Genomic DNA, 21589 nt, shown 5'->3' on the forward strand with positions numbered 1-21589 from the left:
TGAAAACTTCATTTGATAATGAAATATTGGCACTTAACTTTCGTTTTGTGAAATTATTATAGTTTCAATTGAAATTTCAATTGATCAAAATCAAGATCTCGGCGGATTGTCAGATCTATAGTGATCCCATCATCAAAACGAAGATTTTGTATAAGGTAGAACCCATGATCGAACTCTATTTAGATACTGCTGACGTGGCAGAAGTAAAACGCTTTAACCAATGCCTACCTCTGAAAGGGGTGACCACAAATCCAAGTATTTTGGCGAAGTCAAAACAAGGCTTGAACCAAACCTTAGCTGGCATGCAAGAAGCGTTAGGGGGCACACCCCGTTTCCATGCTCAAGTGGTGAGCACAACTGTAGAAGGCATGGTAGAAGAAGCGCGCCAAATCCATGAATTACCCTATGATATGGTCGTCAAAGTGCCAGCAACCGAAACGGGCTTAGCGGCAATTAAGTTAATGAAAAAAGAGGGAATTCAAGTGCTCGCCACTGCTATTTACTCTGCTCAGCAAGGTTTCCTTGCGGCATTGTGTGGCGCTGACTATCTTGCGCCTTATGTGAACCGTATTGATGCGATGAACGGAAACGGTGTAGAAGTGGTCGCAGACCTACAATTGCTACTGGATCAAAACCAACTGCCTGCAAAAATTTTGGCAGCGAGTTTTAAGAATACCCAACAAGCGATGGAAGTGATGAAGTTAGGTATTGAAGCGATCACCTTACCTGTCGATGTGGCCGCGCAGATGTTTTCTCATCCAGCAGTTCAGCCGGCTGTCGATCAATTTGACAAAGACTGGAAATCGACGTTTGGCAACAAGCTTTCATTTGAAAGTTAAACATAAAATTATCGAAAGTCCCGTTCCTCCTCGATCGAGGGGCTTTTGATATGGGAATCTCTGAGAAAAAGTAACATTCGCGCAGGCAACTGTTTATAGATGCGGCTTACGAAGAGATTCCCACCCCACTAATCTCGCCTCAACCTTCACGCAAACTACTCTATTCGTAACATCACTACTGACGAAAAACGCTCGTTCCACAAGCAAAAAATTTTGCTTCAAGCCGACAAACTCACAAGCACAACGCATCAATAAGTCGGTAATTATTAATTTTATCTATTGGAAATGAACACTGTTCATTTATAATCAGCGAACCTAACGCAGTAACAAGGAATCCACTTCATGAAACGCATTGCGCTTCTCTTTGCCATGTTTGCATTACTTTCTGGTTGTAGCAGCATGTCGCCAGAACAATGCCAAACCGCAGATTGGTATCGCGTCGGCTACCAAGATGGCCGCTCAGGCAACAACCCAAACATTTTGTACGAATACATTAAAGACTGTCGCGAAGCAGGCGTAACGCCAAATCACGTTGAGTGGCAAGACGGTTTTGATAAAGGCACTATTCTTTACTGTTCGCCAGACAATGGTTACACGGTGGGTGTAGAAGGAAAAACCTACTATGGCGTTTGCTCTAACGATCTTTTCCTTAAAAACTATCAGTTAGGCCATCAAGAATATCAGCGTCAACAACGCATTAACGCGTTAGATGCGGAGATATCACGCCTTGATCATCAATTGGATGCAAACTTAGATAAAGACAACGCGAAGCGTATTAGAGAGAGAAGAAAACAACTGGCGCGTGAGCGTGCATCACTCATCTCGCCAGGAGCTAATTACTACTTTAACTTTTAGTCGCGACGGGCTACAACGCTAGGGTCATAAAGCGGCTGTTTGGATCAGGTTGATAGTCACCAAACGGCTCGCAGTACGCGAAGCCATGTTTTTCATATAGGCGATGCGCGGGTTCAAAAAATGCCATCGACCCAGTTTCCAAACTTAAACGTTGTATCCCCTGATGTTTTGCTTGCTCAATCACGTGATTGAGTAAGCGGGATGCCACGCCCTGTTTTCTCGCCGACGGCGTCGTACGCATCGATTTCAACTCTGCGTGACCATCTTCTAGTTGGCTCATTGCCACACATCCCAATAGCTGCTCACCATCCCACCCCGTCCAAAACGTGATTGGAGGCAGCTTCAACTTGCTTACATCTAACGCATGCACGCTCTCTGGTGGCGATGTAGCGTACATGTCCTGTAAATGCTCTTCCAACAACGCAAGCACCTGCGGCCGTTCTAAATCGTCGATTTCAATTCTCATATATCCATCCTTGGTGTTTTTACTATCCAAGTCACCTTAACTATATGTTTTAAAGTTAAATGTCCATCCAAACCTCAAAGATACCTAGGTTTGCACGAAACTAAGATGATTGAATAATAAAAAAGCCCCAACACAAACATCAGAAAAATCATGTGTTGGAGCTTCCTTTGCATTTCTATGTAAGTCTATTCGTAAAGTGCTGGCGTACTTTGTAATTGCTCGCTAAATTTGAAAATATCATCAATCGAGTCGATTGGATGACGGGTTTCTGTTTTAGCTTCATCAAAGAGGCCAATGTACTTTTGTTTGGTATTGAACCAAAGGCGACATAATGGCTTCCTATTGTTGTCATCAAGCAGGATACCAAAATAACTTTGCGTATCACGGGCACACACTCGCTGTACATCAACTTGTTGTCGTAATATCGCTTTAACGACATTAAAACCCTCGATCTCTTCATCTGTCGTTTGAACTTTGGGTTTATCTTGAACGGGTTCAACAGATTCTTCAAAGGTGTTAACGCTATCGTCAACCTTGATCGGTGCTTTATCATCTCCACCAATTGCAGATTTCAATCGAGCATTAATGCTGTCGTTCAAGAATTGTTTTAGAGCCTTCGTTGTAATATCCATGAACTGTGCTTTGACTTTTGCGGTTTGGACGCCATCGTACACTTTTGAAGTAAAGAATTTTACAAACTCCTCTTCAGGGTTCTGAAACTGTTCATGAAGTGCTTTTTTAATTTGATTGAGGTACTTGAGCTCGCCGGCAGCATCAACTACAGAATCAACATCAAAAGAAGACTTGGTAAGCTTTTTCACTTCGGGAATTACGTGCTCATCAAGATTGGCAAGATCCAAAGTCAAAAACGGCTTTTCATCCATTTTATTTGGAGCGTCTAAGTCCGTAAAAAACTGATATTCAGATCCATTAGTTAAAATCGCAATACGAGCATTGGTTACTGAAAAATACCGAAACAATTGATTAGCATGTTTAGTGGCCAATGGCTCACCAAATTTTTTACACTCGATAAGAATTTGTACAACCCCATCTTTAATGAGTGCGTAATCTACTTTTTCTCCCTTCTTCGTAGCAATGTCAGCAGTAAACTCAGGGATAACCTCATTTGGATTAAAGACATCATAACCTAATACAGAGTGCAAAAATGGCATTACTAATGCGTTTTTTGTTGCTTCTTCTGTAGCTAAACTCGCTGATACTTGGGGAATTTTTTTGGAAAGAGCTTGAACTCGTTCTATAAAATCCATAAGACACTCCATCATATTGTTCATTTAAACACTTAAAGTATATATGACACTGGTATCTTAAAATGTTGTGTAGTTAAAAGTTTGAATGCCATATGCAAACACTCACCCAACAGCGAACTTAAAGCGGCTGTTTCATAATGTGCTGCGGTCCAACGGGGCCGCCGTGGTAAAGCTCATTGGTATCTTCAAACCCTGATTTTAAATAGCACTGATAAGCAGGTATGTTGCGGCAATTCACGGTGAGATAAAGCGCATCAAACTCGGGATAATGGCGTTTGGCGAAATCGGCAAACTGTTGAATGGCTTGCTTGGCGATGCCTTTGCCTTGATGACGGTGATCCACCAGCAAAGCACGTACGCCTAAGCTGTTTTTCGGGCAAAAATCGTATTTCTCGCTGTAAGCAGCATCGAACAGAAAAAAACCAACAACGTCATCGTCTGCCAAAATCAGATGCGGAAGTTCTGTAGGTTTAAGACGTGTCAGCATTTCACCCACATCCGCGACCGTAAACTGCGATTGCTCTTCTAGCACGCTAAGTTCGCAAGTTTGTTCATGTCGCTCAGGCGAATACTTTTCAATGGTAATCATAATCTTCCTTGTTGTTTTTATGCTCAATTCATACAGGGTATGTCGTAAATAGAAATACCTAGTGTCGTATTTCCCACTCGCAGGCAAACGTTTAGCACTCTATTATCCTCGCCATTCGATAGAGAGGTTTCCATGTCCCGTTTTTTACTTTGTAGTTTTGCACTCGTTTTACTCTACCCTACTGCCATTGATTTGTATCTTGTTGGTTTGCCTCAAATTGCGTCAGATCTCAACGCCAGTGAATCTCAGTTGCATATTGCGTTTTCGATCTATTTAGCTGGCATGGCTACCACCATGTTATTCGCGGGGAAAATTGCAGACTCTGTGGGACGAAAGCCTGTTGCCGTCGTCGGCGCGATGATCTTCGTGCTCGCGTCTTTTCTCGGCGGGATGGCTGAGCAACCAAACACTTTTTTGATTGCTCGCTTTTGCCAAGGCATCGGGGCTGGATCTTGCTATGTCGTCGCGTTCGCGATTTTACGCGACACGTTAGACGATGAACGCCGCGCGAAAGTATTGTCGATGCTCAATGGCATCACCTGTATCATTCCAGTGATCGCACCCGTGATTGGTCACTTGATTATGCTGAAATTTCCTTGGCCGAGTTTGTTTACCACAATGGCAGGAATGGGCATTCTCGTCAGTGTATTGGCCATTTTTGTTCTCAAGGAATCACTACCCAGCCAACAAGGTGAAGAGCAGACAGCGCCAGAGAGCCATCAAGAGACTTTCTTCGAGCGATTTTTTATCAGTAGGCTGATCATTACTGCACTTGGAGTGACCACCATTCTGACCTTTGTTAACGCTTCACCAATTGTCGTGATGGGCATGCTTGGTTTTGATCGCGGTGGCTATTCTTCCATCATGGCTGGGACTGCGACGATCAGTATGTTGATTTCGTTCTCGGCGCCATTGGCATTGGGGATTTTTAAGCAGCGAACCTTAATGATGACCTCTCAAGTATTGCTCGCTTGTGCAGCCATCGTGCTCAGTGCTGCCCATTTCCATGATGGACAATCTCATTACTATGTGTTCGGACTTGGGCTGATTTGCGCTGGCTTCGCTTGTGGCTTTGGCGTGGCCATGAGCCAAGCGCTCAGCCCATTCTCTCAACAAGCTGGCGTGGCGAGCTCACTACTGGGCATTGCTCAAGTTTGTAGTTCAGCGTTCTATATTTGGTTTATGGGTTTCATCGGCGTTAGTGCACTGAATATGTTGGTGTTTATCTTAGTGTTAGGTAGCGTAATCAGCCTTGCTCTAATACTATTGATTCCAAAGCCTGTTCACGATACCCATTATGAAGAAATCCCTAGCGCGACTTGATTTAAACTTACTGTTCACTCTGCAATTATTGCTGCAAGAGCAAAGCGTCTCGAAAGCCTCGAAAAAGCTGAACGTTACGCCCTCTACCGTAAGTAAGTCGCTCAACAAACTTCGTCATTGGTTCGATGATCCTTTGTTCGTCAAAACACCTAAAGGTCTTGCGCCAACGCCTTTGGCACAAAGCATGGAGCAAGATCTTGCAGAATGGCTGCAAATTGGCAGCCAAATTGCAGAAAAACGCAGCGATATTACGCCGAAAGGAGTGCGTTTTGATATCACGATTGAGTCGCCATTAGTACTCACGGTGCTGGACAGACTCATCGTCGCTATCCACCAGCGATACCCTGAAGCGAAAGTAAAAACCAGTAACTGGGATTACGATTCACTCGACGCCATCATTCGAGGCGAGGCGGATATCGGTTTTACCGGCCGAGAAAGTCACCCGAGATCGAAAGAGTCGTTGGATCTTCTGCCGTATTTCTTGGATTTTGAGATTCTATTTTATGACCTGCCAATGGTGTATTTGCATAAAAATCATCCGGCGTTACAGCAAGAGTGGAATCTCGAGACCTTTCTGAGCTACCAACACATCAATATTGTTTGGGAAAAAAGTGAAACTTGGGCGTTGGATGAAGTGTTAACGGAACTAGGCCTACAGCGCTCTATCGGGCTGACGATGTCCAACTTTGAGCAATCCCTTTTTATGGCAGCGCAGCCGACGCATGGCATGATCACCACCGCGCCGCACTATTGCAAAAGCTACACAGAAAAGCTGCATCTCGATTTGGTGTGCTTGCCAATTCCGTTAGACCAAACTCAACAAGACAAGTTACTGATTCCATTTACCATGATTTGGCATAAACGCAATGCGTACAATCCCAAATTGCTATGGTTGAAAAACACCATCAAGTCATTGTATGAACAACCTTCCCTACCACAGTAACACTTAGGCTAAGGTCAGGTTTTCTCTGGTGATTTTTGATGATTTTCTCGCTCTGACAGCTATAACTAATCACTTTATCAACTAATGAAAAAGGTCGTTTGACGCTACACTCAATCCATATTTCTGCGTTAAGGGCCAAGGATGTCGACCTTTTTACTCACTGCTATTACGATGCTGGCGTTCGCCGCCAATTCATTATTGTGCCGACTTGCATTGGCCGAAGGGTTAATTGATGCAGGAAGCTTCACTCTCGTCCGATTGATATCTGGCGCGATTACCTTAATCGCATTGCTTGTCGTGAGAGGTCAGTGGAAAACCGATCGGCCAACTTCTCGCTTTCGCTTTTTTGCTGGCGTGGCTTTATTTGGTTACGCTGCCCTTTTCTCTTTCGCGTACTTACAACTGGCGACAGGAACCGGTGCTTTGCTTTTGTTTGGTGCCGTGCAACTGACGTTACTGGCCATCTATTGGTGGCAAGGTGAGCGCTTTCAATTTCTCGAAATCATCGGTATCGGCCTTTCAATTGTTGGCTTTGTTTGGTTAATGTTGCCATCAGCCACTCGCCCCGACATCAGTTCTGCACTTCTCATGTTGATTTCTGGCGTTTGTTGGGCTGCGTTTACTGCGCTCGGCAAACAAGCGCCTTCTCCAAGTAGTGGCATCACATGGGGTTTTATCGCTGCATCTATAATTGGCATACTGCTATCGCCGTTGATGCTGTCCTCAATCCATCTCTCTCTGAGCGGAATTTTGCTCGCTATCACGTCTGGCGCCATTGCATCTGGCCTTGGGTATACGCTTTGGTATCAAGTCATGCGTAAGCTCTCTTTACTTCAAGCCGCCGTCAGCCAACTTTCCGTGCCAGCCATTGCTTTGCTACTAGGTACCGTCGTACTTCACGAGTCTCTTTCACTGCATACACTTTTAACCAGTGGCATCATTCTTGGTGGTATCGCTTTGGTTTTTTTATCTCGATCCAAAAAAACAAGCGAACAATCGGCAAGCTGATAAAAAATAATAACTTTCCCTCTCAAATACCCATTCATCATCTATGCTTTTTAAAGCAGCAAAGCTCATCGCAGATGGTACGAGTGACCTGCTTTAGTATTAGGCGAAGGATATAAGGTGAGAATTGGCTCACACAACACGACGATTTTGTTTCAAAAGTAAGAATCATCACAGATCGCGATTTTGCTCGTTTTAGGCGTTTCGTCAATAACGCCAAGGGCAAGCGCGAGATCGAGCCAAATACGCACTTTGTGTTTTGACAAAGGGTTTACAAAGCACACTTTTTTATCCGCTATATTCCGCCCCCCGAATTTATTCAGAACAAGATTCTGATTATTCACATAAGAAATTCATCAACTTATAACGATAAGCCTGAGCAAACTTTGACACTATGAACGACAAAATAAAATTCGCTATTAAAGTATCGCTTAGCCTGACTCTGGCTTATCTAATCCCGTTTGCCATGGGTTGGCCGCAAGCATCGACGGCCGCAACCACAGTGATGCTGATTGCATCCACAGGCAGTCGTCGTGAATCCCTCGCCAAAGGTACCTTACGTGTGTTCGGTACGTTGGTTGGCGCCGTCGTTGGCTTGTTACTGGTGGGATTATTTGCTCAAGACCGCTTGCTGTACATGCTGAGCGTGTCGGTTGTGGTCTCTTTCATTTTTTACTTCCGTAATGCCTACCAAAAAGATCCAACGCTACTCATGCTGACCGGCGTCATGACGCTGATGATGTCCAATGGCGGTGACGCAGAAGGTGCGTTTCTTTATGGCGTTGACCGCGCTTATATGACGGTGTTTGGGGTGGTGGTTTACACACTCGTGGGGACTTTCTTATTCCCGACCAAAACAGAACAAAACCTAAGACAGCTCATCGAACAACTCAACCAAGCACAACGCGCGTTGTTCACCACTATCTTGCAAAATTTCGAGCAAAAATCGGCAGGGCAAGTCTCTCCTCAAGAAGAGGGAGTAGAAAATCCAGAAGCTGAAGAGCCACAACCTAGCGTGGATTCTCTTATCGAACAGATGTTTGCCGCCCAAAATGCGCTCGAACAGCGTTTTGCCACAGTCAGTGTGGAATGCAGCGACGTGTCGGCCTACATGAAAGAGTGGCGCTTGGCGGTTCATTTGAACAAGCAGGTAACGCAACAATTGACCGTTGCGGCGCACAGCCACTTTAGCCACCAGCAAGACCGTGAAAGCATAAGCAACTTTGATCAAGCCGTTGCGGAAATTGACGCGCTATTTGATACCTGTCAACAAGTCTGGGACGAAAAGGAGCCTGCTTTTCGTGCTCAAGAGTTCAAAGTCGAATACAACCAAGCGTTGCTTGAAGACGCAGCGCACCTAGAGAAAGGCTCTGCGCTTATGCTTGGGCACCTCTTGGGGCTCATGCATCAAAACTTGTCGCGTTTAGCGGAGAGCATTAGCTGCATTGACTCTGTGACGAACAATGTCTCCTTTGACGTGCCGCTGCCGAAACCGAAAGGCAAGTTTCTATGGTGGGACGCAGAAAACTTTAAAACCGCGGTCAAAACTTTTGTCACTTATTGGGTTGCAGGACTTATTTGGATTTATTTCAATCCGCCAGGCGGCTACTCGTTCGTGGTCTTCTCGACCATGTTTATGTCTTTGCTGTCGTTCGTGCCTGTGCACCCGATTTTGTTGCTAGTGCTGTTCACTTTCGGCTTCTTGTTCGCGGTGCCTTCTTACGTTTTTATTCTGCCGCAATTGGATCTCGGGTTAGAACTTGGCCTGTTCATCTTTATCTACACCTTTATCGGCTTTTATCTGTTTAACGGGCCAGTGACGATTTTCTACATGGTGGGCTTGTTTGTTCTCGGTTTAGACAACAACATGTTCTATCACTTCGGGATCCTCATGACGATCATGCTGCTGTTCTACATGGTGGTGTTCATGATCATTTTCGCGCACTACTTCCCGTTTAGCTCACGACCAGAACACCTCTTTTTGACCATAAAAGAGCGCTATTTTAGGCACACTCGAGAGCTGTTTGACTCCTATCAGAAGCAATCCAGCTCTATTATTACGCCGCTCAAACGGGCCTTGCATTTGGTGACGCTCAACGTTTCATCGACAAAGCTCAAGGTGTGGGGTTCGAAAATCAACCACAAACACTTTGACAAAACCACGCCAGAAGCGATTGGCGCGTTTAGCAAAGCGTGTGATGTACTCAGTAATCACATCAACATCTTAATGGCCGCCGAGAAAAAGTTGATGACCAATCCGCTGATCACTCAGCTTCGCCAACAACACCGCGATTCCATCATTCCTTTGATGGCGGGCGCTTTAGCCAGCCACCAAGCAACACAAGAACTCGACTCCGTATTCGACCAATACAGTCAGGATTACCAAACATTCGAAGATAAACTGGAAGATTTTTTTAGTGAGTTGGATTTATCTGACTACGCTTATTCTGAGATAGCCGGTTTTTATATCTTGCTGAATTTAAAACGGAACGTGTTCGAAGCAATCAAGCATTGCAAGCAAACCTACGAGGATATCGATTGGGTGAACTTACAACAGAAGCGGTTTTAAAGGTGGGGATATGATGCTTCCAAAACTAACCAAACCAAGCCTCGCCATACTTTCCCTGCTCGGGCTCAGTGCGTGTACCACTGTGGGGCCAGACTATGTCCACCCACCGCAAGCGTCATTGCCAAGCGATTGGTCGGTGCAAAAAGCAGCCAAAGATACGCAGCAATCCGAGCAACAATTACAACAGTGGTGGCAGCAGTTTAACGACCCGACGCTCAATCGATTAGTCGAGTTGGCGAATGAGCAAAACCTAGACATAGAAGCCGCGGGGCTGCGCATTGTCCAAGCTCGTTCATTACTTGGCATTTCGACCGGCTTGCAATACCCGCAAGTTCAAACCTTATCAGGAAATCTAGCGCGTGCCTACGTGAACGATCAGGGTGTAAACAACGCCGCTCTGTCGTTTGATGCTGCGTGGGAAATGGATATTTGGGGCAAATACGCTCGTGGTATCGAATCTGCAGAAGCTGGTTATTACGCATCCATCGCGTCGTATCACGACATCATGGTCACCATCACCGCCGAAGTAGCACGCAATTACATCAACTATCGCACATTCCAAGAACGTATTTTGCTGTCTCGCCGCAATATCGAGATTCAAGAACGCGTTGTGCACATCACCCAAGTTCAGTTTGATTCCGGCAACGTAACAGAGCTAGACGTACAGCAAGCGAAAAACCAGCTTTACACCACAAAAGCCGCGCAACCAAGCCTCGAAGTCGCGATGAAGCAATCGCGCACAGCACTAGCTTTGTTACTGGGCGTACTGCCTGAAGAAGTAGAGAAATTGCTGCAATCGGACGGTTTGACGCAGAAAATTGCTGATTATGAAGCGCAGTTCAAATCGACAGGCAGAAAATCGGCGTTATCGGGCACCGACGAGCGCTCCATTGTGCCGCGTCCACCTCTGTTGGATACCCAAGTGGACGCAAACTTAGTGATGCGACGTCCGGATTTGCAAGTCTCTGAGATGCAAGCTCGCGCGCAGAGTGCGCAAATTGGCGTGGCGGAAACCGCTCTGTACCCAAGCTTTTCGCTGTTCGGTTCCATCGGTATCGACAGTACAGTTCCCGATGGCAGCAGTTTCAGTTTTAGTGATTCGCTCACCATGGTGGTTGGCCCAACGTTCAGTTGGAACATTTTCCAATATGGACGCGTGAAAAATAACATTCGCTTCGAAGATGCTCGCTTCCAAGAAACGCTGACCAACTACAACAAAAAAGTGCTACAAGCCGTGAACGAAGTGACCAATGCGATCGAAGCGTATGACCTGTATTTGCAGCAAAAAGATTTACGTTTGCAATCGGTCAACTCTTCCATTCGTGCGTTCAACATCTCCATGACGCAATACGAAAACGGCCAAATTTCTTTTGAGCGACTGCTCAACTCAGTCGAAAAAATGACCCGCGCGGAAGACAGTTACGCGCAAATTAAAGGCAATGTCGCGAACCAAGTAATCGCGCTGTACAAAGCGTTGGGTGGCGGCTGGCAGGCACAAACGGGGAAACCATTCCTTGAAGAATCCATCGCCAAGCAGATGCAAGATCGTACCGATTGGGACGGTTATCTGGATGAAGAAAACCGCACGTTGCCACCTTTGCCTATCGAAACACCGACGGAAAACGGCGATAAGAACAAAACGGAGGATCTCTAATGCCTCATGAACTCTCTTGGGGAGACATTTACTTTTCTCCCACACTACTGGTGCTCTTTCTCGCCGTCACGGCAACGTGGATAACGGTGATGATATTGAACAAGACACGTTTGTCTCGCTTCATCGCTTTTCCGTCCCTGACGTTTATTGCCATCATGGTCGGTTATGTGGTGGCCATCGACAGCTTTTATATTCAATTTTAGGTGCCAAACAAGATGAAAAAACTATTCGTAATCGCACTCAATCTTGTCATTCTTGGTGGCGCAGCTTGGCTCGGCTATCAAAAATTTGAAGAGTATTTTAATAACCCATGGACACGCGATGGCCAAGTACGCGCGAACGTCATCAAGGTAGCACCGCGAGTGTCTGGCCCAATTGTGAATGTTTCGGTGCAAGACAACCAAGAAGTGAAAACGGGCGATTTACTGTTTGAAATCGACCCAACCACTTACGAAGTCGCACTATCTCAAGCCGAAGTGGCGTTGGAAAAATCCATCGTGAGCTCTCGCGGTAAAAAAATCGAATACGATCGCCTTAAAGACATTCGCGCGAAAGACCGCGGCGCTGTTTCTCACAAGGATCTGATTCGTCGTGAAATCGCTTACGAGGAATCGCTACTGCAAATCAAATCTGCAGAAGAGCAATTAAAGTCAGCGCGCCTTAACCTCAGTTTCACCAAAGTTTATGCGACCGTCGATGGTTTTGTGTCTAACCTCGATATTCGAAACGGTACACAAGCGGTCGCAAACCAACCGCTGCTAGCACTGATCGACAAAAACAGTTTCTGGGTATTTGGCTTCTTCCGCGAAAACCAACTCGCGCAAATCGAACCGGGTAGCCAAGCACGTGTCACCTTGATGTCTCACCCAGACACGCCTATCGACGCAACCGTTGACTCTATCGGTTGGGGTATTGCGCCAAAAGACGGCACGGTCGGTTACAACCTTCTTCCAAACGTGAACCCTGTTTTTCAGTGGATTCGCTTAGCACAACGTATTCCGGTACGAATCTCCATCCAAGAGCTTCCTGAAGATGTTGATCTTCGATTCGGGCTTTCTGCGTCCATTATGGTGATGAAAGATTCATCGGCAGAAAATGAACAGTAACTAAGTGAGAAGAACCATGGTCATTGGTAAAAAACTCAAAAACATTAATGAAGAAAACAACTTCTTCTATCTAACCTTAGCGCTGGTGATTTTGTTGCTAGGGAGTGCGATGGCACAAGTGGTGGGTGAAGGGACAATTGAACACATACTGCAGGCGTTCACAGTTCTCACGTTCATTGTCTGTTTTGCCAGCCTTCGCTTTGACAAAACGTGGTCTCGATTCCTCTATACCCTGTTTGGTGTTTGGGTACTGGTGATTGTGATCAAGACCGTTTTTAACATCCGCGAGATGAATGTGGTGATGCTTGCCCTCACCTTCGCATTCTTTTTCGGCACTTTTAAATCCATCGCAAGACAGATTCTTTTCACTGGCCACGTCAACAGCAACAAAGTGATTGGCTCGGTCGCGCTTTTCTTGCTGCTTGGTCTGATGTGGGCGATTGCCTACCTCATTCTGCTTGAGTTCTCGCCTGAAGCCTTTACCGGTATGGAAGCGATTTCTTGGGGGCAGAACTTCTCCAATGCGGCGTATTTCAGTTTCGTCACCTTAACCACGCTCGGTTATGGCGACATCAGCCCTCTAACGCCACTGGCTCAAGTCGTGGTGTATTTAGAGGCCATTACAGGTGTGTTTTATATGGCGATTGTTGTTTCAAGTCTCGTCAGTTCCAACATTGATCATCAGGTAAACAAAAATGGATAAACAATCGGAAAGAAATGAAAGTAAGCTTTTCATCAGTAACATGGTGGAATCAGCGATACGTATTGGCTTGATCTTCGTATTGCTGATGTTTACGTACGACATCATCAGGCCTTTCATCCTTCCAGTGATTTGGGGTGCCATCATCGCGGTAGCGCTACTACCACTGACCAAAAAACTGCAACGCGCTTACGGCGGCAGACGCGGCTTGGCTGCCACGACAATCGCACTGCTGGGTATCGCACTGCTGGTAACGCCACTAGTGATGGTGTCGGGCTCTATCGTGGATGGTGCAACACACGCGTTGGACGTACTGCAAAATGGTCAGGTGAAAATCCCTGGACCTAAAGCTTCTGTTGCTGATTGGCCTCTTGTGGGTGACAAACTTTATGAAGTATGGACGCTCTTTGCGACTAACTTAGAGCAAGCAATACAAACCTTTATGCCACAAATCAAGTCAGCATTAACCTCTTTGCTTGGCATGGTTGGCGGCGTGTTAGGTAGCTTGTTGCTGTCTATCTTGTCACTGGCTATCGCTGCTGGCTTTATGACGTATTCAGAGTCGTTGGCATCAGGCCTGCAAACTATCGCGATCCGTACCGCTGGCGAAAACGCGAAAAGCTGGACAACGCTTATCGCCGCGACCATTAAAAGCGTGCTGCTGGGCGTAGTTGGTGTGGCTGCGATTCAAGCGCTATTGATCGGTGCTGGCTTCTTTGTGTTTGGCGTTCCTGCTGCTGGTTTGCTCACTCTGATTCTGATGATTTTGTGTATCGCTCAGCTTCCTGCGCTGCTTGCCGTATTGCCGGTGATTGGCTACATGTACATGACGCAAGACAGCACAACCGCGACCATGTTTACCGTGTGGGCGGTTGTCGGTGCGCTGTCTGAGAACTTACTAAAACCAATGTTCATGGGCCGTGGTGTAGACGTACCAATGCCTGTGATTCTGCTTGGGGCCATCGGCGGTATGCTTTTCTACGGCATCGTTGGCCTGTTCCTAGGTGCGGTTATTCTGGCGATTTGGTATGAGTTGTTCGTTTGGTGGTTGAGCATCGAGAAAGCACAGCAGCAAGAAGAAATGGCTGAACTCAAAGAAGAAGAGGAACAAACAGAATCTGGACATGGTGCCGGTATTTAAATTACCAAGGTAATACCTTCTCATTGACCGAATAAAACAAACCGTTGCCCTGCAGCGGTTTGTTTCTATTTAACCTTAGCTCACAGTTTCATCGCAACGGATGAGATAAAAATGACGTTCTTGTTAAATTTTCATACTTCTTACACTTGAGAGTTGCAATCAAGCACTTAACGATGCAATCTCGTTGATCGCTATACCCAAAGAATTCCAAGATCCCCCTACATTTGAGCGACCGATCTTGACTAATTGGGACAATTACAAAGCTTAGGATAAAAACAATGAAATTGATCAAGCCTTTAACTTGCGCGCTTGCTCTAGCAATGAGTGGCATGGCATTCGCAGACGTTACGGTTAGCGTTCCTGACGACGTTTCAGTATTGGCAGCAAACGGTGAAAAAGCGAAACTTTCTGGCGGCTTTTTTGCTTCTGAAAAAACATTGACGCTACCCGATGGCGTAAACCAAGTCGTTTTCCGCTACGCACCTTACTTCAACCAAGGTAATGACCGTCTAAGCGTAGAAAGTGACGCTATCGTGGCACGCTTCGATACTGCAAATGCAGAGTTGACGATTGAAGTTCCAAAATACCGCAACATGCGTGACGCGGAAGAAAACATCAAAGATCTCGATTGGAAACTGGTTGATGGTTCAGGCAAAGCAGTCGCAGTTGACCAAGACAAGCTGATCAAACCGGGTATGCAAATCGGCCGTGATTACGTGCGTGAAATCGAAGATTACAACCGCGCTGGCGGTACAGCAGCCGTCGCTTTTGCTGGCGCAGCGACCATGCAACCAGTCACGCTTCCTGCAAAGATTCCTGAAGACATGAAACAAGCGCGTGCAACCGCAGTGAAAGCAGATTCTACGGCAGAAGAAATGCTGCACTTCTGGTATCAAAAAGCAGACGCAGAAACAAAAGCGCGCTTTAAAGCGTACATCAATCAGCAATAACCATTGATTGACTGACCTGATTTAAAAAGCCACTTAATGTGGCTTTTTTTGATCATGCAAAATAGACAGTAGCAAGTCAGGTGCTTGCACGACTTTGGTCTTGGTAAGGAAATCATGCAACAAACGTCGCTCTGGATGAAAAACAAGCAGCACAAGGTTCACCAACGGAACGCCAGGAATAAACATTTCGAGTAGATAGCTAATGCCAAGCCGGATGGAAACCGTCACTTTGGTCGCGGCACGACCATTTTTCATCACCACTTTGATACCAACAAAACGCATGCCGATGGTTTGCCCTTCCTTCAACCAATACCAGTTAATCACGAGAAGAATGGGAACAGTGAGGAGGTACACCGCGTGGGTGTCGTAAACAAGCGTGAAGTTTTCTTGCAGGGATAAACGGAAGTCATAGAGCCAAAAATTGATACCCAACGCGATAACAACGACAACGCTAATGACGACGAACAGATCAACGAAACCGCCTATAAGCCGCTGCATTTTGCTCGCAATTGAAGAGTACATATAACCACCTACAACAACAGTGAACGCAGTCTAGGCATTGTTGTATATGTGCTCAATTGATAAGTCTATAAATTCGTATCATGTCTCAAAAGTGATTTTTAATTTACACCGATATAACTTAGTTATCTCGGTTTCAGCGATGGGTGGATACTTACCAATAACGCTCATAGATAACGTGACCGCCTGTTCGAGTTCGATACTTTTCTAACCCTAATTCTTGCAGCACAGGCAAGGTATCTTTAATCATCTCTGGGTTACCACACAGCATCACAAAGCTGCTTTGCGGAGAGAAAGGCACATCCACTTTATTGGCAAGCTCACCAGACGCAATCAATTCTGGGATTCGACCTTGCAGTTTTCCGAGTGACAATTCACGACTCACGATTGGCACGTACTTTAAGCGTCCTTCATATCGGAATTGAAGATGCTCAATCAGGTATTTGTAGACCAAATCTTTTTCGTAGCGAACACCATGCACCAGCACGATACGATCATTGTGAGGAAGCAGGTTAATGTCATCCAGCAAAGATAAAAACGGGCCAATGCCAGTCCCCGTCGAAAGCAACCATAGATCACTCGCTTGCTTAGGAATAGTGTCGTGAATGAGATCGCCATGCGCGGTTTCACCCACATAAATCGGGTCACCCGCTTTTAGCTTTTGCAACCTTGGAGAAAGTTGCCCTTGAGGATCTGCCACAATGAGGAATTCGAGCCACTCGTGTTGCTCGCTTGGCGCATTAACCACAGAGTAAGCACGGCTGATAGACTTGCCCTCATCATCAAGCAAAGCAAGCTTGGTGAACTGACCAGCTTTGAAGGAAAGAGGCGCGCCTGAAACCCTTAAACTGAACAGTTCGCCAGTCCAGTCAATGCGTTTTTCCACCTTGGCTAGATTGAAACCTTTCAGCTCAGTCATGAGACACCTCCTATTTGGTTACTCTTAGTTAAACTTACGCCTTCAGCTCGATTATGTAAAGTTTCTAGTTTACATAATAATATTGCCATTTTATTTCACATTTTAAAAACAATTTTATTACACATTAAATGCTTACATCTAGAATAAATGCTCAAAGTGATAAGTCGCGTCGCAATTTGTGGCAATGCAGATAAAAAAGGAGCACTAAAAATGGACACACTGTTAAAAGACTTTCCCGTTATCACAGAGATCAAAGTCGCATGGGGTGAAATGGATGCTCTGTAACACGTCAATAACGTGGTCTATTTTCGCTACTTTGAGACGGCGCGTTTAGATTACTTCAACAAAATTAATCTGCTGGTCGACCTGCAAACCTCGCAAATTGGGCCAGTACTCAGCGAGACGCAATGTCGCTACAAACTGCCTGTAACTTACCCAGACACGTTGCTGGTCGGCTCGCGCGTGATCGACATGCAAGAAGATCGCATCACTATGGAATATCAAGTATTGAGTAAAAAATGGGGCAAGATTACGACGGTCTCAACCGCGACAGGCGTGATGTTCGATTTTAAAAACAACGAGAAAGCGGCTATTCCTGACCATGTGCGCCAATCCATTCTTGAGTTAGAAAGCACGGTTGGCAGTACGCATCATTTGGAATAAATCGGCAGCGGACAGTAAAAAGTCAGCGAAGAAACAAGTACAGTAAGAAAACAAAAAGGTGGCTCATGGCCACCTTTTTTGATTCGGATTTTTTAGCTGAAAGCGTAACGCTTAGCAAAACGTCTCGATATACAGCGCTTCGACTTTGTCTCGCGCCCATTGCGTTTTACGCAAAAACTTCAGAGAAGATTTGATCGACGGATCTTTCTTAAAACAGTTCACTCGAACGCGCTCATACAGGCCATTCCAACCAAAGTGTTCAACTAGTCGGGTGACGATTTTTTCTAAACTCAACCCATGCAGAGGGTTATTCGGCTGTTCGTTGCTCATGTTGTTGATCCAGTAACGATGTAAGTGGCGGGCTAATCTAACTCAAAGTGACCACTTAACCTAATGTTTTCACCTTCAAAGGCGTTTAGCTTGAATTACTTTGCTCATCTCCCCTATAGTAGCTCAAACTTCACAAACATCCTTTTCACGATGAAAGCCCTCAACGACCTCAATATTTTTGTCGAAACCGCGCGCCAAGGCAGCTTTTCAAAAGCCGCTAACAGCATGGACATGACACCTGCCGCCATTAGCGCATCGATTAAGCGTCTTGAAGGGCAAATCGGTTTCCCGCTGTTTGTGCGTTCCACCCGAAGCCTGCGTTTAACCTCAGAGGGCGAACTGTTTTTAGACAAAACCACGCAAGCGTTGGCAACATTGCAAGAGGGGTTGGATCAGATCTCAAGTGCACGTGGCGAGTTATCTGGTCAACTGCACATTACTGCGCCCTCCGATTTTGGTCGCAATATGTTGCTCGATTGGGTGGATGAGTTCATCGATCTCTACCCAAATGTTTCCATAAAACTAGAGCTGTCCGATAGCTTGACGGATATGTACACCAAGCCTGTCGATATTGCGATTCGCTACGGCGAGCCGGCCGACTCCAATCTGGTCGTGTTGGCTTTGTGTGGGGCAAACGAACGGATCTTATGTGCATCGCCAGAGTACGTAGCCACACATCCAGAACTCACCTCTCCTGCCGATTTAACGCAACACAACTGTTTGTGCTACATGGTCGCGGATTCGGTCTACAACAAATGGACGCTCACGCGTGACGGCGAGAAAGAACAAATCGTGGTCAGCGGTAACTTGATGAGCAACGATAGTGACTTGCCACACCGGTTAGCGATCAAAGGCAAAGGCATTGCGAATAAATCGTTGATGGACATCAGCCGAGACTTAATCGAGGGAAGATTGGTGCGAGTGTTACCAGAGTGGGATTGCGGCCCAGTACCGCTTTACATGGTGTGCGCCGATCGTCGCTTACTAACGCCAACGATTCGGACTTTCCGCGACTTTATCCAACAAAAATGCTGCCAACAACGCGCCAACGTGCTGGCAACCTTCTGTCATTAGGCGATAAATCGAAGAGGACGAATCTGGGTATATTCAACCCAGTCGTTCTCTTCCAATGTTTCAAGAAACGTCGCCATGTGCGGGCTTTGCAAATGCTTATCCAAGGCCTCTTGCGATGCCCAAATCTCTTGGAACATGAATAGGCCTTCAACTTTTTCGTCGAGATACAACTCGTATTGGCAACAGCCTTCTTCTTGACGAGTTGGCTCTAGTAAACCAGCAAGCAAATTCACCACCTGATCCTTGCTGTCTGGGTAGGCTTTCACTTCTGCAACTAAGTGGATCATCGTTTTATCACTCTTTTGCGATTTATATATTGATTGCGAGGTTCTACGTAACCTGCAAGTAAGCTCGAATTAGATCTCGGTGAATACGGTTTCTGCGTCCCAGCGAGACTTTGGCGTTTTCGCGTTGAAGTCATCTTCCGCGTGGTAGCCAAGCGGCACGATCACAACGCTGGTGTAACCTTTTTCACGCAAGCCAAATTCTTCATCCAGTACTTTGGGATCAAACCCTTCAATTGGCACTGCATCAATTTCTAGCGTCGAAGCTCCCAGCAGCAACGTACCCACGTTGAGGTAAACTTGTTTCTCCATCCAATGGTTCGCATCTTTCAGATCAAAACGGTGCATGTTTACAAAGTAGCTACGACCACCGCGCACAGCCGCTTTCGCTTCTTCAGTTGGGAATCGACCATCTTTTTCTTCTTGCACCATTAGCGCTTCAATGTAGTCGTTATCGATGCCTGTTTTTGCACAAAACACCAATACGTGAGAAGCGTTGAGAATCTTCGCCGCGTTAAACGCGTAGTTCTCTTGCGCCGCTTTAGCGATGCGCTGTTTGCCTTCTTCTGTGCTTGCCAGAATGAAATGCCAAGGCTGGGAGTTCACACTCGATGGACTAAAACGAATCAGCTCTTTAACTGCGTCGATTTTTTCTTGAGGTAGCTTGCGCGTTGGGTCAAACACTTTCGTTGAGTAACGAGATTTTGCAGCTTGTACGATATCCAAGAGGTTCTCCAATTAATGAATTTAAGCTGTGTAACAGCATAACCTCATGAGATAAAGGGAAAAACCGATTTCGATTAAAAACATTTTCAAAATAAATTTGAAAATAAAACGATAAGAAAGGCTTTGAGCGTTCTCACTGAACTTCTTCATCTTTTCAGCAATAATGCATGTTTGCTCGCAACCAAACTCAACTCATGCTGCCTCAAGATAACGTTATTACATCCTTTCTGTGCAAAAAGCTCGATCACAATCATCTGAGAATTGCCGGCGAATATTGGCACATTGAGAAGTTGGTGGCCTTGCAATGCATGATGTTGAAAGAAGCGCCTAACCTCCAAGAAGGGCTGCTTTGGTGGAGTAAAAGTGTTTCATTATTCGACCGCCGTTTGTACGTCACATTGCAACATGGTGATGCCCAAATCCATCTGCAAGTCGAATGCAGAACGGCCGATATGCCAAATTGGGCGGAGTCGGTGTTTGGCTTGCTCAAAATGCAATTGGAAATGCTTGAGCTAAGCGAATCAATACAGGTACAAATTCAAGCCAGCAATCCACTCGCGGCCGATATTTTTCTAGGGGAAACGCGAGATTCTAAAACGAGTTCAAGCGTGTTTGAACTGGTGAAACATGTTTATTTGCTGCTTTCTCACCAGCCCATTGAGCAACCCGAATTGCTGAGTGTTTTGAACGCCTTGTTCATCAAAAACAGTAATTACGCGCTCAAATTAGAGCAAGCGGCAAGGCAACTGGGCGTCTCCAAACGCACCTTGCAACGTCGACTGCAAGAAAAGCAAATGAGCTACTCTCAATGCGTTGATTTCGCTAAAAGAAAGCAAGCACTCACTTTGCTTGCCGACACCCAACTCACAACGCAGCAAATCGCCTATCAACTCGGTTATGAAGAACCATCGAACTTTCACCGCACTTTTCGTCGTTGGTATCCGTTTTCACCCATGCAGTATCGCCAACAATGTTTGGATAACCGAACTCAGCTAAATCAGCAACCGATCCGCTTGTACTACGCCAAAGCCAATACCTTCGACGATAATCACATCGACCAACCTGTCGGCAAAATCTGGATGGAAGTGGACAATATTGCGTTTGAAAAAGTGGTCTCAGTAGAATGCCGTGACCGTGATGGCGCATGGCGGCGCTACCCCGCCTTCTTCGAGCGTTTTTTAAGTCATGGCACCGAACTCTGGGCAACGACCGAACTTCCGGTGGCGCATCCCCTGACCTTTCGCCTGTGTTATGAAGTCGATGGGGAGCGTTACATTGATAATAACCACCAGCGTGATTATGTGGTTTCTAAGGGGCTTTTAATTGGCGCAACGGAATACATTGTCCCGACTCGGCAGCTGATTAATATCGGGGCGCAATACACGCTCTTTGTCGAACTGGCATGCCGACTTGAAAACGTTGTGAGGATTGACTGTTACGTCGATGATGACCCCACACCTCACGCAATGCGCTTAACCAAACACTCGCTACATTATGCTTGTTGGGTGCTACAATTATCGCTCACTCAAACTGCAAAACAGTGCCGTTTCCGTCTTTATGATGAATCCGACAACGAGCTCGCGAAAGAGCATTACCCGATACAATATCCTATTGTGCAACCGCTCAATTAAAACTGTCGGTCAGATCAAAATCATCTCTTCGTGAC

22 protein-coding genes and 1 pseudogene are annotated in these 21589 nt (G+C 45.9%); 15 read left to right on the forward strand and 8 right to left on the reverse strand.

The window, feature by feature from the left end; genetic code table 11:
* Positions 1 to 164: 164 nt before the first annotated feature.
* The gene (locus UF05_RS11645; RefSeq protein ID WP_020841484.1) at positions 165 to 839 is read left to right on the forward strand and encodes a fructose-6-phosphate aldolase; all 675 of its coding nucleotides are present in this window, start codon (positions 165 to 167) and stop codon (positions 837 to 839) included.
* A 342-nt stretch (positions 840 to 1181) separates the two neighbouring features.
* Positions 1182 to 1694 carry a DUF2799 domain-containing protein gene (locus UF05_RS11650; RefSeq protein ID WP_005484189.1) on the forward strand — a complete coding sequence of 171 codons (513 nt, stop codon included), beginning with the start codon at positions 1182 to 1184 and terminating at the stop codon, positions 1692 to 1694.
* A 10-nt stretch (positions 1695 to 1704) separates the two neighbouring features.
* Here the strand turns inward: UF05_RS11650 and UF05_RS11655 are convergent, their stop codons facing one another.
* The 3 genes from UF05_RS11655 to UF05_RS11665 all read right to left on the reverse strand — a co-directional run bounded on the left by UF05_RS11655 (position 1705) and on the right by UF05_RS11665 (position 4017).
* Positions 1705 to 2160 carry a GNAT family N-acetyltransferase gene (locus UF05_RS11655; protein WP_045545544.1) on the reverse strand — a complete coding sequence of 152 codons (456 nt, stop codon included), beginning with the start codon at positions 2158 to 2160 and terminating at the stop codon, positions 1705 to 1707.
* A gap of 185 nt (positions 2161 to 2345) precedes the next feature.
* Positions 2346 to 3428 carry a type I restriction endonuclease gene (locus tag UF05_RS11660; protein ID WP_005462737.1) on the reverse strand — a complete coding sequence of 361 codons (1083 nt, stop codon included), beginning with the start codon at positions 3426 to 3428 and terminating at the stop codon, positions 2346 to 2348.
* A gap of 118 nt (positions 3429 to 3546) precedes the next feature.
* Positions 3547 to 4017 (reverse strand): GNAT family N-acetyltransferase, encoded by a 471-nt coding sequence (locus UF05_RS11665; protein WP_045545545.1) that lies wholly within the window; start codon positions 4015 to 4017, stop codon positions 3547 to 3549.
* A gap of 132 nt (positions 4018 to 4149) precedes the next feature.
* On the opposite strand from UF05_RS11665, the gene UF05_RS11670 reads away from it, so the two are divergent.
* From UF05_RS11670 to UF05_RS11715, 10 genes are all read left to right on the forward strand, one after another.
* On the forward strand, positions 4150 to 5340 hold the full coding sequence (locus UF05_RS11670; protein ID WP_045545546.1) for an MFS transporter: 1191 nt from the start codon (positions 4150 to 4152) through the stop codon (positions 5338 to 5340).
* The gene (yidZ, locus tag UF05_RS11675; protein ID WP_045545547.1) at positions 5315 to 6283 is read left to right on the forward strand and encodes an HTH-type transcriptional regulator YidZ; all 969 of its coding nucleotides are present in this window, start codon (positions 5315 to 5317) and stop codon (positions 6281 to 6283) included. The genes UF05_RS11670 and yidZ overlap by 26 nt, the downstream gene beginning before the upstream one ends.
* Before the next feature lie 141 nt (positions 6284 to 6424).
* Complete coding sequence (locus tag UF05_RS11680) at positions 6425 to 7291, forward strand: DMT family transporter (protein WP_045545548.1); 867 nt, start codon at positions 6425 to 6427, stop codon at positions 7289 to 7291.
* Between the two features lie 391 nt (positions 7292 to 7682).
* Positions 7683 to 9857, forward strand: coding sequence for an FUSC family protein (locus tag UF05_RS11685; RefSeq protein ID WP_031818460.1), 2175 nt, complete (start codon positions 7683 to 7685; stop codon positions 9855 to 9857).
* Positions 9858 to 9867: 10 nt separating this feature from the next.
* Complete coding sequence (locus UF05_RS11690) at positions 9868 to 11511, forward strand: efflux transporter outer membrane subunit (RefSeq protein WP_031818459.1); 1644 nt, start codon at positions 9868 to 9870, stop codon at positions 11509 to 11511.
* Entirely contained in the window at positions 11511 to 11714 is a 204-nt protein-coding gene (locus tag UF05_RS11695) for a DUF1656 domain-containing protein (RefSeq protein ID WP_005462724.1), read from the forward strand. Before UF05_RS11690 ends, UF05_RS11695 begins: the two co-directional genes overlap by 1 nt.
* Before the next feature lie 12 nt (positions 11715 to 11726).
* Positions 11727 to 12617, forward strand: a complete 891-nt coding sequence (locus UF05_RS11700; protein WP_005499907.1) for an HlyD family secretion protein — start codon at positions 11727 to 11729, stop codon at positions 12615 to 12617.
* 16 nt (positions 12618 to 12633) lie between these two features.
* Positions 12634 to 13320: a potassium channel family protein gene (locus UF05_RS11705; protein ID WP_005462716.1), complete on the forward strand. Its 687-nt coding sequence runs from the start codon at positions 12634 to 12636 to the stop codon at positions 13318 to 13320.
* Positions 13313 to 14458 (forward strand): AI-2E family transporter, encoded by a 1146-nt coding sequence (locus UF05_RS11710; protein ID WP_005484213.1) that lies wholly within the window; start codon positions 13313 to 13315, stop codon positions 14456 to 14458. Before UF05_RS11705 ends, UF05_RS11710 begins: the two co-directional genes overlap by 8 nt.
* Positions 14459 to 14736: 278 nt before the next feature.
* Positions 14737 to 15408, forward strand: a complete 672-nt coding sequence (locus UF05_RS11715; RefSeq protein ID WP_005499910.1) for a DUF2057 domain-containing protein — start codon at positions 14737 to 14739, stop codon at positions 15406 to 15408.
* A gap of 33 nt (positions 15409 to 15441) precedes the next feature.
* Here UF05_RS11715 and UF05_RS11720 read toward each other — a convergent pair whose 3' ends face one another.
* Both UF05_RS11720 and UF05_RS11725 read right to left on the reverse strand, forming a co-directional pair.
* Positions 15442 to 15930, reverse strand: coding sequence for an RDD family protein (locus tag UF05_RS11720; protein WP_005462711.1), 489 nt, complete (start codon positions 15928 to 15930; stop codon positions 15442 to 15444).
* Between the two features lie 151 nt (positions 15931 to 16081).
* Entirely contained in the window at positions 16082 to 16846 is a 765-nt protein-coding gene (locus UF05_RS11725; protein WP_029803154.1) for a ferredoxin--NADP reductase, read from the reverse strand.
* A 210-nt stretch (positions 16847 to 17056) separates the two neighbouring features.
* Here UF05_RS11725 and UF05_RS11730 point away from each other — a divergent pair.
* Positions 17057 to 17509 (forward strand): annotated as a pseudogene (locus UF05_RS11730) (acyl-CoA thioesterase).
* Between the two features lie 111 nt (positions 17510 to 17620).
* Here UF05_RS11730 and UF05_RS11735 read toward each other — a convergent pair.
* Positions 17621 to 17839, reverse strand: a complete 219-nt coding sequence (locus UF05_RS11735) for a VF530 family DNA-binding protein (protein WP_005396617.1) — start codon at positions 17837 to 17839, stop codon at positions 17621 to 17623.
* Positions 17840 to 17989: 150 nt separating this feature from the next.
* On the opposite strand from UF05_RS11735, the gene UF05_RS11740 reads away from it, so the two are divergent.
* Positions 17990 to 18913: a LysR family transcriptional regulator gene (locus tag UF05_RS11740; protein ID WP_031820837.1), complete on the forward strand. Its 924-nt coding sequence runs from the start codon at positions 17990 to 17992 to the stop codon at positions 18911 to 18913.
* Here the strand turns inward: UF05_RS11740 and UF05_RS11745 are convergent.
* Both UF05_RS11745 and UF05_RS11750 read right to left on the reverse strand, forming a co-directional pair.
* Positions 18910 to 19200, reverse strand: a complete 291-nt coding sequence (locus tag UF05_RS11745; protein ID WP_005480132.1) for a putative quinol monooxygenase — start codon at positions 19198 to 19200, stop codon at positions 18910 to 18912. The two genes, UF05_RS11740 and UF05_RS11745, sit on opposite strands and share 4 nt — an antisense overlap.
* Positions 19201 to 19269: 69 nt before the next feature.
* Positions 19270 to 19923, reverse strand: a complete 654-nt coding sequence (locus UF05_RS11750; protein ID WP_005374924.1) for an oxygen-insensitive NAD(P)H-dependent nitroreductase NfsB — start codon at positions 19921 to 19923, stop codon at positions 19270 to 19272.
* A gap of 167 nt (positions 19924 to 20090) precedes the next feature.
* Here UF05_RS11750 and UF05_RS11755 point away from each other — a divergent pair, with 167 nt between their 5' ends.
* The gene (locus UF05_RS11755; RefSeq protein WP_197065582.1) at positions 20091 to 21554 is read left to right on the forward strand and encodes a helix-turn-helix transcriptional regulator; all 1464 of its coding nucleotides are present in this window, start codon (positions 20091 to 20093) and stop codon (positions 21552 to 21554) included.
* The last annotated feature ends 35 nt before the right edge of the window (positions 21555 to 21589 follow it).

It is taken from the genome of Vibrio sp. S457-15 (genome assembly GCF_000960545.1).
GTDB lineage: Bacteria > Pseudomonadota > Gammaproteobacteria > Enterobacterales > Vibrionaceae > Vibrio > Vibrio parahaemolyticus.